The following is a 13,615-nucleotide window of genomic DNA, read 5'->3' as shown; positions in this document are numbered from 1 at the left end:
AGGTGTGCCCGGGCGCGGTCCGCCTGCCGTCGCGGCGCGCCCGGGAGACGGCGAGCTTCAGCTGGAGCGGGAACCTGCCGGATCGCTCGGGTCGCTGGGGTCGCTGGGGTCGCTGGGCTCGCTGGGGTCGGTCGGGTCGCTGGGGTCGACCGGGTCGACCGGGTCGGCCGGGTCGGTCGGGTCGCTCGGCGTACCGGGGAGTGGTTCGAGGACGGCGTTGGGGAGGGCCTTCATGATGGCGTCGAAGCGACGGAGGTAGTCGGCGTAGCGGCCGGCCTCCTGGTTGATCAGGCCCTGCACCCGGGACGCCAGATCGGCGTACCGCTGCGCCTCCGCGGCCTCGAACCTCCTGAGTTCGGCCAGTACCTCGTCTGCGTTCGCCATGTCGTCTCCAGGTCCGGCCCTCAGTACTGCGGCCAGGTCGGTGCGGAATCTGTTCATCAAGCAGTGGCCCGGGTCGTCCTTGCGCAGCGTGTGTTCCTTGTGCCCGATCACGGACAGCGCGGACCACCCGTAGAAGTCGCAGATCGCGGCCGCGTGCAACAGCGCAGTACGGTAGGCGGCCGCCGTCATCGCGCGCGAGCCGTCGTACCGGATCTCGTTGCCGTAGTAGTAGTCGTTGCCGTCCACGTTGTCCGCGCCGGGACGCAGCTCGGCGGAGTACCCCCTGTAGTTCTGCGCGGTCACGTGGTTCAGCGTCGTCAGTGAACCCGAGCCCGCGTGGTTGGCCCGGCCGACCGCGCCGAGGTGCAGGTCGCCGTCCATGTCGGTCGACACGTGGCACAGCGGTCCCGGGATGCCGTCCTCGGGGCGGCCGCGGACGAACAGGAAGTTCAGGTAGTCGTCGGCCTGGGAGGTGCTGCCGGTGTGATGGATGACGATCCCGCGCGCGTCCTTGATCCCGCCCGGCCGGCCGCGCGTCCGCCAGCCCGGATATTCGCGGACCCTCACCTCCCACTTGCGTAGTGCCGCCAGCGTCTGATCAGCCGTCATCGGCCTGGCCAAGACAACTCCTCACCTCGATGATCCCCACCCGGGCGGACAGCGCGCAGTGGCCGTCCTCCTACTCAGGGTGATTGCCGCAATACCCCCTCGCTAAACCTCCGCCCGCGAGAACCTACCGACACCCCCGCCCCAAGTCGAGGGGATCGACCGAATCTGCACCCGACTCGAACTCCTCAGTTGAGCAGCATTGCTGATAATTCCGACCGTTGTAACACCGAGTGACCGGCTCGCGATGTAGCAGCCGGGGGAAGACATGAGCGACTAGTGCGGCGCAATTCCGGCCTAATCGAATTGCATGCAATGGCGGGTTGTGCACGTCGCCTCGATATTTCGCAGACATAGGCATCAAAAGGTTGTTCGCGCGACAGAGATCGAATAATCGCGCTCGCACTCAAGTACCAGGCGCCACGCGGGGGGACTGCGTGCTGCCTGAAGGCAAGATCACCTTTGGAGGGGACCATGACCCAGGAAATCGCAGTACCAGGACGTGTGGGCACACCTGTCGCCCAGGGTTTGCAGATGAAGCATCGCAATCCCGTCGGTGTCTGGCTTGGCTTGCCGCTGATCACTTTCGGCATTTACCACCTCGTCTGGTACTACAAGATCCATGCAGAGATGGCGCAACTCGACCGGCGGCGAGTCGTCCCCGTCGCCGGCCCGATGCTTGTCCTATTGCTCCTTGGCTGGACGGTCATCGCGCCTCTTGTCTCGTACTTCGGCACGGGCAAGCGAATTGCCAACAGTCAGCGAGCCGCGGGGATTCCGGTGACCTGCAGCCCGGGCGTCGGACTTTTGCTGATGCTGGTGTTCGGGCTTGGCATCCTCTATTACCAGTCGGAATTGAACAAGGTGACCGAGTCGTACGGCGCGACGCCGGTAGGTGCGCAGGTGCCGCTTTACGCCTGAGCGGGTTCTGTGATCTGACGCTGCCTGGCCGAGCGACAGCCCGTGGTTGTGGAGCTAGGCGAGGTGGGGGAGGAGTTGGTCGCCGAGGCGGATGAGCTCTTTGCGGTAGGGGGTGTCCGAGAGGATGAAGTGGGTGATGCCCAGGTCGGCGTACTTGCGGAGGGACTTGGCGACGTCTTCGGCCGAGCCGACCAGCCAGGTGGTGCCGGCGCCGCCACCGCCGTACTTGCCGGGGGTCGTGTAGAGGTTGTCGTCGAGGACCTCGCCTTGCTCGGCGAGGGCGAGGAGGCGTTGCTGGCCGACGGCTTTGAAGCGCCGGGAGTGCTGGGCGAGGGCGTCCTGGGCGCCGGCCAATTTCTCGACCTTCGCCTCGGCGTCGGCCCAGGCCTGGTCGGTGGTGTCGCGGATCAGGGTGGTGATCCGGAGGCCGAATTCGAGTGGTGGGTGCTCGCGGCCGAGTTCTGCCTGGAGAGTCGTCAGCCGGTCGATGCGTTCGGCGATGCCGTCGCGGGATTCGCCCCAGAAGAGTTGTACGTCGGCGTCGGTGGCGGCGACCTTCTCGGCGGCGGGGGAGGCGCCACCGAAGTACAGGCGTGGGTGTGGTCGTCCCTCGCGGGGGACCGGGCGGGTCGCGACCGTGGACCGCTCGACCGAGAAGTACTCGCCGGTGAAGGTGACGTTCTCCTCGGTCCAGAGCCGGCGCACGAGTTGCAGGAACTCCTTGGTGCGGGCGTAGCGCTGCGCCTGGTCGCCTTCGGCATCGCCGTACGCCGCGAGGTTGTCCTGCCCGGACACGATGTTGATCAGCAACCGGCCGCCGGACAGTTCGTCCAGCGTGCTCGACGCCGAGGCGAAATGGGCCGGCTGCCAGTACCCCGGCCGGATCGCCACCAGCGGCTGGAACGTGGACGTCCTCGCCGCGAGCGCCGTCGCCACCGTCAACGTGTCCGGCCGTCCCCAGCCCGTCCCCAACAGGGCGCCACCCCATCCGTGCTCCTCGGTCAGCCGAGCCAACTCGGTCAACCGCTCCAAGCTGTTGTGCCCTGGTACGGCGTCGTCACCGCGGTGCCCGGGTTCGACCTGATTGGGGATGTACCACAGGAATTCTCGGCTCATGAAAAGCTAGTTTATTTCAATTGAGTTACTAGACATTGGCTGTCTCAGAACCTGTCGCAGTGGCAAAGTCGAAGGTATGAACGATGTCGGGGTCGACGGGCAGCTGACGATCGGTGGGCTCGTGCGCACCTTCACGCTCCGGCTGCCGAGAGTCGATCCGGGGGCGAAGCCACTCGTGCTGGTGCTGCACGGCAACCATCCCGAGGCCGGCGGCTGGATCATGCGCGAATGGACCACGTTCGACCGCGAGGCGGATGCGCGCGGTTGGGTCGTCGCGTATCCGGACGGCCACGGCGGTTCCTGGGCGGACGGTCGAGGCGTCACGAGCGCGGACGAGGCCGGCGTGGACGATGTGGCCTTTCTGCGGGCACTGATCGACCACGCAGCCGAGCGATACGGTACGACGCCCGACCGGACCGTGGTCGCCGGAGCCTCGAACGGCGCCTTCATGGCCCACCGGCTCGCGCTGACTTCCGGCGACCGGGTCGCCGTACTGGCCGCCGTAGCGGGAACCCTCCCCGCCTCGCTCAGCCACCTGCGACCGGCGTACGCCGTGTCGGCACTGCTTATCCACGGCGACGCCGACCAGCTCGCGCCCATCGGCGGCGGCTACTCCCGTCGCCGCGGTCCGAACGGCGAACTCCGCGGCCGCACCTTGTCACTCGAGGAGACAGCGGACCACTACCGGACGATCGACCGCTGCCCGCGCGGCCAGGCAGATGCCACGCGGGTGACGTTCACCGGCGGCGTCGGGGGCACCCAGGTCGCCGCCTGGACTGTCCCCGGCGGCGGCCACTCCTGGCCCGGAGCCCCCACGAATCCCGACCACCCCGAGCCGACCAGCACCGACTTCGACGCCGCGGCAGAAATCTCCCGCTTCGCCGCCCGACTCCTGCTACCGGCCGACGACCGCCGCCTACTCCGGCTTGCGGCCGAACACGCGCTTGGCGACGGAGCCGGTGCCGATAGCGGCGAACAGGGCAACCAAGACGCCCGAGGGGATGGTGCTGTAACTCGAATCGACGCTGTGGAAGGTCGTGTCGCCTCCGAAGACGCCAACGAACAGCACGGCCACCCACATCGCGACAATTGCCACCGTGGCCCACATCTCACGAACGAGAATCCGTGAACTCCAGTCTCCACGCGGGGACCGGACTGAGGACTGATCTTGCAGCGTTGTAGTCATGACTGCCTCCTAATGGTCCACTTCTAGCCTGGTCCGGTGGCCGAAGCCGCCGTAGGGCCGGAAGTCAGGCTTTCCGTAGGCAGAAAGCCCCAAGCGTCTTACGCCGGGCGACGCAGAACGGCGGCTGACGATGAGCAACGTCGAGAGAACGTTGCCCAGGTCAGCCGCCGTTCAGCGGACTACGAGCAGGTCAGGGACCTGCGTCGATCACACGTCGTAGTACAGCTCGAACTCGTGCGGGTGGGGGCGGAGCTGGATCGGGGCGATCTCGTTCTCGCGCTTGAAGTCGACCCAGGTCTCGATCAGGTCGGCGGTGAACACGTCGCCCTCGAGGAGGAAGTCGTGGTCGGCCTCGAGCGAGTCGATCACGGCCGGCAGCGAGGTCGGCACCTGGGCGACCGACGCGTGCTCCTCCGGCGGCAGCTCGTACAGGTCCTTGTCGATCGGGTCCGCGGGCTCGATCTTGTTACGGATACCGTCCAGGCCGGCCAGCAGCTGGGCCGAGAAGGCCAGGTACGGGTTCGACGACGGGTCGGGGCAGCGGAACTCGATCCGCTTCGCCTTCGGGTTCGACCCGGTGATCGGGATCCGGATGCAGGCCGACCGGTTGCGCTGGGAGTAGACCAGGTTGACCGGCGCCTCGAAGCCCGGCACCAGGCGGTGGTAGGAGTTCACCGTCGGGTTGGTGAAGGCCAGCAGCGACGGCGCGTGCTTGAGGATGCCGCCGATGTACCAGCGGGCGATGTCGGACAGGCCGCCGTAGCCGGACTCGTCGTAGAACAGCGGGTTGCCGTCGCTCCACAGCGACTGGTGGCAGTGCATACCCGAGCCGTTGTCGCCGAAGATCGGCTTCGGCATGAAGGTCGCGGTCTTGCCGGCGTCCCAGGCGGTGTTCTTGACGATGTACTTGAACTTCATCAGGTCGTCGGCCGCGGTGAGCAGCGTGTCGAAGCGGTAGTTGATCTCCGCCTGCCCCGCCGTACCGACCTCGTGGTGCGCCCGCTCGACGGTCAGGCCGCTGGTCTCGAGGTGCTTGGTGATGTCGTTGCGCAGGTCGGCGAAGTGGTCGACCGGCGGCGCGGGGAAGTAGCCACCCTTGTAGCGGACCTTGTAGCCACGGTTACCACCCTCCTCGACCCGGCCGGTGTTCCAGGCGCCGGCCACGGAGTCGATGTGGTAGTAGCTCTCGTTCTGCTTGGTCTCGAACCGTACGTCGTCGAAGACGTAGAACTCGGCCTCCGGCGCGAAGAAGGCGGTGTCGGCGATGCCGGTCGACTTCAGGTACTCCTGCGCCTTGCGGGCGATGTTGCGCGGGTCCCGGCTGTAGGCCTCGCCGGTCAGCGGGTCGTGCACGAAGAAGTTGACGATCAGCGTCTTGTCCCGGCGGAACGGGTCGACGTAGGCCGTGGTCGGGTCGGGCAGCAGTGACATGTCCGACTCGTGGATCTGCTGGAAGCCGCGGATCGACGAACCGTCGAACTGCAGGCCGTCCTCGAAGACCTCGGGACCGAATGACGACACCGGGACGGTGAAGTGCTGCATGATGCCCGGCAGGTCACAGAACCGGACGTCGATGAACGCGACGCCCTCGTCCTTGACGTAGGCGAGCAGCTCCTCAGCGCTGGAAAACATACGTACTCCTCGGGGTGGCTCAGAGATTGTTCTGAACGTAGGCCCTGCCGATTACTCGGCCGTGACCCCAATGTTTCGCGGATGTTACGTCCAGCGTGGTCCGCGCTGACCCACTGGTGACGGCTGCGGGGTAGTGAGATCCCCGGCCGCACATTTAGTGCTCGTCTGGCGAGCACTAGGCTTGCATCATGGCATCATCTGCGCAATCCGGGGCGGGACCCACCGAGGAGTTCCGCTATCCGGGCAGTCGGCTCGGGCTGCCCGAGGACGGACCGGGCTCGGTGGCCGGCTGGGGACGCAGAGTGGTCGCGCTGTTCGCCGACTGGCTGATCGCGGGCCTGATCGCCTCGGCGGTGACCGGGAAGCCGATCTGGGCCGGAGGCAACGATTTCAACACCGCCCAGCTGGTGAGTTTCTTCGCCATGTCAGCGATCCTGTCCGGCCTGGGCGGCGGGACGATCGGTCACCGGCTGCTCGGGCTCCGCGTGATCCGGACGCAGCCCGGTGGCACCGGGTACGCCGCGCAGGTCGGCCTGCTCGGCGGGGCGATCCGGGCACTCCTGCTCTGCCTGGTCATCCCCGCCGTCGTCTACGACCGCGACCGCCGGGGCCTGCACGACAAGGCCGCCGGCACCATCGTCGTACGCCGGTAGCCGGCTCCAGCCAGGGCTACGGCAGGACCCACTCGTCGTCTTCCAGGATCGGGACCTTGCCAGTTGGTGTGGTGGCGGTGACGGTCAGGCCGTCGCCGCCGATGACGACGTCGGTGTGGACCCGGGCGGAGTTGAGGCCCGCGGCGTACCGCTGGTCGGGGCTCAGTTCCAGGCCGCCGTCGACGGCGAACGGGAAGCTTTGGCCCCAGGCGACGTGGCAGCCGGCGTTCTCGTCGAACAGTGTGTTGTGGAAGACGGTGTCCGCCTGCGCGATCCGGGAGTCGCGATCGACCAGCGCCACCTCGCCGAGGCTGCGCGCACCTTCGTCGCTGTCCAATTGAGCGCGGGCGACGTCGGCGCCTGCGTCCGCGGTGACGTCAGTGATGCGGCCGCCTTCGAGGGTCAGGCGGAGACCTTCGACGAGTTGCCCGGCGATGACGACCGGCTTGGTGACCCGCAGTACGCCGTCCGCGCGGCGGCGATCGGGGCTGGTGAAGACCTCTTCGGTGGGGATGTTCGGCATGTAGGTGATGCCGGCCGGGTCGGTGACGGAGCCGCCGGTCCAGCGGCAGTCGGGGATCAGGCCGACGGTGAGGTCGGTGCCGTCGCCGGAGTACGTGAGTTCGCTGATCTGGAGTGCGTCGAGAGCCTTGGCGCGCGAGGCCAAGGTGGCTGCCCGGTCCCGCCAGGCCGTCACCGGGTCGGCTTCGTCCAGGCGCATCGCCTTGCCGACGGCGGTCCAGAGCCGCTCGACGTCGGGCTCGCCGTAGACCTGGGCGGCCCAGCCGGCGTTCGGCGCGGCAACGACGGTCCACCGCATCTCGCCGCTCATCGCCGCCTGCTGCCTGGCCGACATCTCGCCCTTGCGGACCGTGGTCAGCTTCGCGGGATCGATCCCGGCGAACAGGCCTGCGTCCGGATTGCCGACCAGAGCGATCGTGGCGACGCCCTGCTCGGTCCATTCGGCCGCGCGCTGGAGCGCCCAGGGCCGGTCCGCGGTCAGCGTCTCGATCGTCGCGTGGGTGAGCTCGGAGCGCCGGATCGGCCCGTCGGACCAGGCGACCTCCACCCAGCCGGCGCCCGCGACGTACGCCTGCTCGACCACGGCACGCGCGACCTCGAGTTGCGCGATGTCGGCCGAGATCACGACCCCCTGCCCGTGCTGGACGTTCACCCCCACCCGAACCACCAGATCCGCAAACCTGTCCAGCCGATCCTCGGCACTGCTGCTCATGCACCCACCTCATCAGATGTCGACGTCACCACGAACACTGCCAGAGCAGCCCTAAAGGTCGTACTGGTCGGGGACGCGCATGTTCGGCCCGCCGACCTGCAGGCCGAGTGGTTCCGCGCGCCCCTTCGGCTCCTCCCAGGCCTCCTGCCGGCCGAGCGCGGTGAGATCGAGGTAGTGATAGCCGTTGTGGAATTCCTCGATGCCACGCCCGTACGTCGAGTAGGTGTGGAACACCTCGTCGCCGACCCGTAGGAACGCGCTGATACCGGGCACCTCCTCGCCGTTCATGTCCTCGGTCCACGGACCACCCGTCCACGGCGTACCGGCTTCGGCGAGCTCGCCTTCGTCGCGAAAATGCAGCAGGACCGGCATGATCCGGTCGTCGAGGGTCGCGTGGAAGTCGTAGTTGAAGGCGGTGCCGTACGACGAATACCAGGGAAACGTCCAGCCCATCCGATCCCGGTACGCCGCCAGCTTCGCGTACGGGGCACGGGAGACCGCGACGAGCGTGGTGTTGCGGACGTGGAGTTGCCGCAACCGCCCGATGCCGTCGGCGGCCGACGAACAACTCGGGCAGCCCTCGTCCCAGTCGGGCGCGAACATGAAGTGATGCATCACCAGTTGCGGACGCCCGTCGAAAAGGTCCAGCAGACTGACCTTCCCGTCCGGACCGTCGAACTCGTAGGGCCTGTCCACCCGGACCATCGGCAGCCGTCGCCGCTCAGCGTTCAGCTCGTCGCGGGCGCGGGTCAGCTCCTTCTCCTTGGCCAGCAACTCCTTGCGCGCGGCCATCCACTCCTCGCGCGACACCACCTCGGGCAGCTCACCGATCTTCGTCACCGCGCTCACTCCCCACTGGTCGACAATCCCGATCGCACAGTACGGCGTGGTCCGAGCGTGAGACAGCGCTTTTCCGCGGTCGCGTTACCACCGGTGGGGGAGTGGCCTAGCGCTTGGTCAGCAGGAGTTGGACGTCGTCGAGGTAGCCGGCGCGGAAGCCGGCTTCCGAGTAGGCGAGGTAGAACTCCCACATGCGGCGGAAGGTGGAGTCGAAGCCGAGGGCCTCGATGTTCGGCCACTGGTCGATGAAGCGGTTGCGCCAGATGCGGAGCGTGCGGGCGTAGTCGGGGCCGAGCTGCCGCAGTACCTGCGCCTGCAGGCCCGTGTGCTCGGCGGTCACCTGCTGGATCGCGTGGACCGAGGGGAGCAGGCCGCCGGGGAAGATGTACTTCTGGACCCAGGTGAAGGTGTTGCGGGTGGCAAGCATCCGCTCGTGCGGCATCACGATCGCCTGGACGACGGCGACGCCGCCCGGTGCGAGCCGGCGTTCGATGACGTCGAAGTACACCGGCCAGTACTTCTCGCCGACGGCTTCGATCATCTCGACGCTGAGCACCGCGTCGAACTCGCCGATCTGGTCGCGGTAGTCGCGCAGGGCAACCTGGACCCGGTCGCTCACGCCGGCGTCGGCGATCCGCCGCTGGGCGAGCAGCGCCTGCTGGGACGCGATCGTGATCGCCGTCACCCAGGCACCGCGCTGGGCGGCGCGGATCGCCAGGCTCGCCCAGCCGCAGCCGATGTCGAGCACGCGGGAGCCGGCGTGCACCCCGGCCGCGTCCAGGATCGAATCGAGTTTGCGGAGCTGGGCCGGCGAGAGTTCGTCGTACGACGCCGAGCCCAGGTCGGCGGTCGCGTCGGGTCCGAAGAGCGCGGCCGAGTACGTCAGCGAGGGATCGAGGAACTCGGCGAACATCGCGTTGCTGAGGTCGTAGTGGCGGCTGATGTTCTCACGCGCGCCGGCCCGGTCGTTGTCCTGATCGCCCGGCTGGGTCCGGGTGACCAGCCAGCGCAGCGACTGCGCCCACTTCGGCAGCAGGTGCCGGGTCTCGTCGTTGCTGAACCGCTCGGCGAACGGCACCAGCAGGTCGGCCAGGTCGGTGCCCGGCTCCGGGTCCCAGTCACCGGCCAGATAGGCCTCGCCGAACCCGGACCCCGCGTCCTGTCCGAGCCGGTCGAGGAACGCCGCGCTGCGGTGCACTCGCATCCCTGGGCCGCCCAGCCCGTACGCCTTGTTGTCCAGGCGGATGGTGACCGGGAGGTCCTTGGCGACCATCCGGATCGCGGCGAGCGCGCCGGCCCGGCGTACCGGGTTCGAGCGTGGCCGGACCAGGGTCGGCCACTGGTCGGCCGCCGGCTGGTGTACCGCCGGCATCAGATCCGTCACTTCCGTCTCCCCCGCCACTCGAGCTGTCCTGGCCGCACTCTATGACCCATCGGCCATCAGGTGCCGCAACACCAGGCACAGAAGAGTCCTCACGCCTAGAGAACGCCCCTGGCTGCGATCGGTTACACCAGCGACGGAACGCGGTGATGCGGTGTGCGGCTCAGCGGCCCTTCATCGCCTGGCGGGCGCCCTTGAGGCTGGTCGGGACCGGGCCCTTCGGCATCGGCACCTGCGGACGGACCGCGTCGAGCGCCTTGAGCCGCTGCAGCAGGTCGGTGATCTCCGACGGCTGCAGGGCGGCCGGGAGCTTCATCACGTGCTTGGTGAGCTTGCGGATGTCGATCTCGCCCTCGCCCTTGCCGGCGACGAGCTGGATCACCGGCGCGCCACCCGCGACCCGGGTGTGCTTCTTGCCCTCGGCGGCGAGCAGGTTCTTCACCCGGCTCGGCTGGCCCTCGCCGACCAGGACGATGCCCGGCCGGCCGACGACCCGGTGCACGATGTCCGCGTTCTTCGTGACCGCGACGGCCGGGGTGACGTTCCAGCCGCGGCGCAGGGTCTGCAGCGCGGACGCGGCGGCACCCGCCTGGCCCTCGATCTGGCTGTACGCCGCCTTCTCGACCCGGCGGCCGAAGACGACCGTGGCGGCCAGCAGGCCGAGTGCGAAGCCGAGCGGCAGCAGCACCAGCAGGTGACCGGTCAGCACGCCGACGACTGCGAAGACCGCGAGGACACCGAGGAAGATCCCGGCAAGGATCAGCCCGATCTTCGGGTCCGACTTCTTGGTCAGCTGGTACGCCGACCGGATCTGCTTGAGCCGGCTGGTCTTCTCGGCGGGCGCGTCGTTCTTGGCCATCTCTACCTTTGTCCGTTGTTCAGCGAAAACCTAAGCATCCGTCGTTGCGGAGGTCATCCGCGACTCCACAGCCTGACGGTACAGCCGACCGGCCCGGTACGACGAACGCACCAGCGGCCCGGACATGACTCCGGCGAAGCCGATCTCCTCGGCCTCCTCCTTCATCTCGACGAACTCTTCCGGCCGGACCCAGCGCTCGACCGGGTGGTGCCGCACCGACGGGCGCAGGTACTGGGTGATGGTGATGATCTCGCAGCCGGCGTCGTGCAGGTCGGTCAGCGCCTGGCTGACCTCCTCGCGCGTCTCGCCCATGCCGAGGATCAGGTTCGACTTGGTGACCAGACCGTAGTCGCGGGCCTGGGTGATCACGTCCAGCGACCGCTCGTAGCGGAAGCCGGGCCGGATCCGGCGGAAGATCCGCGGCACCGTCTCGACGTTGTGCGCGAACACCTCGGGGCGGGACGAGAAGACCTCGGCCAACTGCTCCGGTACGGCGTTGAAGTCGGGCGCGAGCATCTCGACCCCGGTGCCCGGGTTGAGCGCGTGGATCTGGCGGATCGTCTCGGCGTACAGCCAGGCGCCGCCGTCCTCCAGGTCGTCGCGGGCCACGCCGGTGACGGTGGCGTACCGCAGGCCCATCTTGACGACTGACTCGGCGACCCGGCGCGGCTCGTCGCGGTCCAGCGCCTCGGGCTTGCCGGTGTCGATCTGGCAGAAGTCACAGCGCCGGGTGCACTGGTCGCCGCCGATCAGGAAGGTGGCCTCGCGGTCTTCCCAGCACTCGAAGATGTTCGGGCAGCCGGCTTCCTGACACACCGTGTGGAGCTCTTCGGACTTCACCAGCTTCTGCAGCTTGGTGTACTCCGGGCCCATCTTCGCGCGCGTCTTGATCCACTCGGGTTTGCGCTCGATCGGGGTCTCCGCGTTGCGCACCTCGAGCCTGAGTAGCTTCCGTCCTTCTGGGGCGATCGTCACGCCCACCAGAGTACGCGGCGCCGGACAGCAGCCAATCACCGGACAGGAGCTGTCACCCGTAGGGTGGGCAACCATGTCCACCTCTGTTCCGGAGCCCTCCCCACCGGAGGCACCTGCGGTTGCGTGGGTCCGGCCTGGGCCGTCCCGGCTCGAACAGCGTCGTGACCTGCTGCTCGGTCTGGGCATGGCGGTCGCCGGCGTGCTCGGCACCGAACTGGCCCGCGGGGCGTCGCCGAGCCCGGTCAAGCTCGGGATCGGTGGCGTCGAGGCCTACGTACTGAGCGCTGCGATCGCACTGCCGCTGTGCTTGCGGCGCCGGTTCCCGTTGGCGGCGCTGGTCGCGGTGTCGGTGTTGTTCTTCGTCGCGGGCGAGCGGGTGCCGTGGGCGTTCGGCAGCAACCTGGTCACTCAGGCGTCCCAGTTCATGGCCCTGTACGCCGCTGCCGCGTGGGCGAAGGACCGGCGCCGCATGAAGGTGACCATGGTCGTCGTCTTCGTCGGGATGTTCGGCTGGCTCATCTCCGGCTTCGTCCGGGCTCTGCGGCACGACTCGATCAAGGGGACCGCGCAGGGCCTGCTGTCGCCGTACGTCTCCTATGTACTGCTGGCCATCGCGCTGAACGTCCTCTACTTCTTCGGCGCCTACTTCTGGGGCCGTACTGCGTGGGCAGGTGCCCGGCAACGCTACGAACTCGAGACCCAGGCTGCCGAGCTGGCCGCCCAGCAGCAGGCGAACGCCCGTCGCGCCGTGATCGACGAGCGACTGCGGATCTCGCGGGAGCTGCACGATGTCGTGGCTCACCACATCAGCAGCATCGGCGTACAGGCCGGGGGCGCTCGCCGGGTGATGGAGAAGGACCCGGAAGCGGCGAAGAACGCGCTGTCGGTGATCGAGAACTCCAGCCGTACCGCGGTCAACGAGATGCGGCAGCTGCTCGGGATGCTGCGTGCGGCCGACCCGGAGCTCGACGACGAACTCGGTACGCCGAGTCTCAAGGAGCCGCAGGCGGGCGCGGACCGGTTGCCGGCGCTGGTCGCCACCGTCGGGGGAGAGGGACTGCAGGTCGGCTTCCACCAGATCGGGCGGCCGATCGAGCTGCCCGAGACGATCTCGGTGTCGGTCTACCGGATCGCGCAGGAGGCGCTCACCAACGTCCGCCGGCACTCGACGGCCCGGAGCGCCCATGTGACCTTGCGCTACCTCGGTGATTCGGCGGTCGAGGTCGAGGTGATCGACGACGGCCGGCCGAAGCACGCGCCGGTCGGCAGCCGGCTGGGTCATGTCGGCATCCGCGAACGAGTCGGCCTCCTCGGCGGCGAGAGCGAGATCGGCCCCCGCCCCGTCGGCGGCTTCCGGGTCCGCGCCCGCATTCCTTTGCAGGTCGTCCCGGGCGACCAAACGTCTCTGGCCACCCAAGCCGTGCTCGGGGCGCAGAAAGATTCCGGCGCTCGAGCGGATTCCGGCCGTGCGGCGGTTCCCGGGGTTCGACCGGATTCCGGCGGAGCGGGGGTTCCCGGGGCTCGGGTGGATTCTGGCGGCGGGGTGGCGGTTCCTGGGGCCGGGGCGGACTCCGATACCGCGGCGGTTCCCCCGGCTCGGGTGGATTCTGGCGGCGGGGTGGCGGTTCCTGGGGCTGGGGCGGACTCCGATACCGCGGCGGTTCCCCCGGCTCGGGTGGATTCTGGCGGCGGGGTGACGGTTCCCGGGGCTCGGGTGGATTCGGGTGGTGCGGCGGGTTCCGGAGCGCCGGTGGATCGCGGGGGCGCGGCGGCTCGCGGAGTACAGGGTGGGTTCGAGGGTGAGGAGAAGGCGTGAGTGAGACGGCCG

12 protein-coding genes are annotated in these 13,615 nt (G+C 68.4%); 4 read left to right on the top strand and 8 right to left on the bottom strand.

What is annotated here, in order from left to right:
• Window positions 1-57: 57 nt before the first annotated feature.
• Entirely contained in the window at window positions 58-1,005 is a 948-nt protein-coding gene (locus EV138_RS38450) for a peptidoglycan recognition protein family protein (protein WP_133976984.1), read from the bottom strand.
• 459 nt (window positions 1,006-1,464) lie between these two features.
• Here EV138_RS38450 and EV138_RS03405 point away from each other — a divergent pair, with 459 nt between their 5' ends.
• Window positions 1,465-1,911, top strand: coding sequence for a DUF4234 domain-containing protein (locus tag EV138_RS03405; RefSeq protein ID WP_133976983.1), 447 nt, complete (start codon window positions 1,465-1,467; stop codon window positions 1,909-1,911).
• A gap of 54 nt (window positions 1,912-1,965) precedes the next feature.
• Here EV138_RS03405 and EV138_RS03400 read toward each other — a convergent pair whose 3' ends face one another.
• On the bottom strand, window positions 1,966-3,027 hold the full coding sequence (locus EV138_RS03400) for an LLM class flavin-dependent oxidoreductase (RefSeq protein WP_133976982.1): 1,062 nt from the start codon (window positions 3,025-3,027) through the stop codon (window positions 1,966-1,968).
• 76 nt (window positions 3,028-3,103) lie between these two features.
• Between EV138_RS03400 and EV138_RS03395 the strand changes: the two genes are divergently transcribed.
• A complete protein-coding gene (locus EV138_RS03395) occupies window positions 3,104-4,156 on the top strand; it encodes a CE1 family esterase (RefSeq protein ID WP_133976981.1) in 1,053 nt (350 codons plus the stop codon).
• 264 nt (window positions 4,157-4,420) lie between these two features.
• Here EV138_RS03395 and glnA read toward each other — a convergent pair whose 3' ends face one another.
• Window positions 4,421-5,845: a type I glutamate--ammonia ligase gene (gene glnA / locus EV138_RS03390; protein ID WP_112247528.1), complete on the bottom strand. Its 1,425-nt coding sequence runs from the start codon at window positions 5,843-5,845 to the stop codon at window positions 4,421-4,423.
• Window positions 5,846-6,033: 188 nt separating this feature from the next.
• Between glnA and EV138_RS03385 the strand changes: the two genes are divergently transcribed.
• On the top strand, window positions 6,034-6,498 hold the full coding sequence (locus EV138_RS03385; protein WP_133976980.1) for an RDD family protein: 465 nt from the start codon (window positions 6,034-6,036) through the stop codon (window positions 6,496-6,498).
• Between the two features lie 16 nt (window positions 6,499-6,514).
• On the opposite strand, the gene EV138_RS03380 is transcribed toward EV138_RS03385, so the two are convergent.
• The 5 genes from EV138_RS03380 to lipA form a co-directional block, all read right to left on the bottom strand.
• Window positions 6,515-7,732, bottom strand: a complete 1,218-nt coding sequence (locus tag EV138_RS03380) for an aminopeptidase (RefSeq protein WP_133976979.1) — start codon at window positions 7,730-7,732, stop codon at window positions 6,515-6,517.
• Window positions 7,733-7,783: 51 nt separating this feature from the next.
• Window positions 7,784-8,572: a DUF899 domain-containing protein gene (locus tag EV138_RS03375; RefSeq protein WP_133976978.1), complete on the bottom strand. Its 789-nt coding sequence runs from the start codon at window positions 8,570-8,572 to the stop codon at window positions 7,784-7,786.
• Window positions 8,573-8,678: 106 nt separating this feature from the next.
• On the bottom strand, window positions 8,679-9,956 hold the full coding sequence (locus EV138_RS03370) for an SAM-dependent methyltransferase (protein ID WP_133976977.1): 1,278 nt from the start codon (window positions 9,954-9,956) through the stop codon (window positions 8,679-8,681).
• A gap of 160 nt (window positions 9,957-10,116) precedes the next feature.
• On the bottom strand, window positions 10,117-10,812 hold the full coding sequence (locus tag EV138_RS03365; protein WP_133976976.1) for a DUF4191 domain-containing protein: 696 nt from the start codon (window positions 10,810-10,812) through the stop codon (window positions 10,117-10,119).
• 30 nt (window positions 10,813-10,842) lie between these two features.
• The gene (gene lipA / locus EV138_RS03360) at window positions 10,843-11,787 is read right to left on the bottom strand and encodes a lipoyl synthase (RefSeq protein WP_112248819.1); all 945 of its coding nucleotides are present in this window, start codon (window positions 11,785-11,787) and stop codon (window positions 10,843-10,845) included.
• A 73-nt stretch (window positions 11,788-11,860) separates the two neighbouring features.
• Between lipA and EV138_RS03355 the strand changes: the two genes are divergently transcribed.
• Window positions 11,861-13,603, top strand: a complete 1,743-nt coding sequence (locus tag EV138_RS03355) for a sensor histidine kinase (RefSeq protein ID WP_238157937.1) — start codon at window positions 11,861-11,863, stop codon at window positions 13,601-13,603.
• Window positions 13,604-13,615: the final 12 nt, after the last annotated feature.

Source organism: Kribbella voronezhensis (assembly GCF_004365175.1).
Lineage (GTDB): Bacteria > Actinomycetota > Actinomycetes > Propionibacteriales > Kribbellaceae > Kribbella > Kribbella voronezhensis.
The sequence above is the reverse complement of the archived record's forward strand: the minus strand, read 5'-3'. Positions and strand labels throughout refer to the sequence as shown.

Coding starts and splice junctions, on each gene's coding strand:
- EV138_RS03355 (WP_238157937.1), top strand. CDS start 11,861: ATGTCCACCTCTGTTCCGGAGCCCTCCCCACCGGAGGCACCTGCGGTT.
- EV138_RS03365 (WP_133976976.1), bottom strand. CDS start 10,812: ATGGCCAAGAACGACGCGCCCGCCGAGAAGACCAGCCGGCTCAAGCAG.
- EV138_RS03385 (WP_133976980.1), top strand. CDS start 6,034: ATGGCATCATCTGCGCAATCCGGGGCGGGACCCACCGAGGAGTTCCGC.
- EV138_RS03395 (WP_133976981.1), top strand. CDS start 3,104: ATGAACGATGTCGGGGTCGACGGGCAGCTGACGATCGGTGGGCTCGTG.
- EV138_RS03405 (WP_133976983.1), top strand. CDS start 1,465: ATGACCCAGGAAATCGCAGTACCAGGACGTGTGGGCACACCTGTCGCC.
- EV138_RS03380 (WP_133976979.1), bottom strand. CDS start 7,732: ATGAGCAGCAGTGCCGAGGATCGGCTGGACAGGTTTGCGGATCTGGTG.
- EV138_RS03400 (WP_133976982.1), bottom strand. CDS start 3,027: ATGAGCCGAGAATTCCTGTGGTACATCCCCAATCAGGTCGAACCCGGG.
- glnA (WP_112247528.1), bottom strand. CDS start 5,845: ATGTTTTCCAGCGCTGAGGAGCTGCTCGCCTACGTCAAGGACGAGGGC.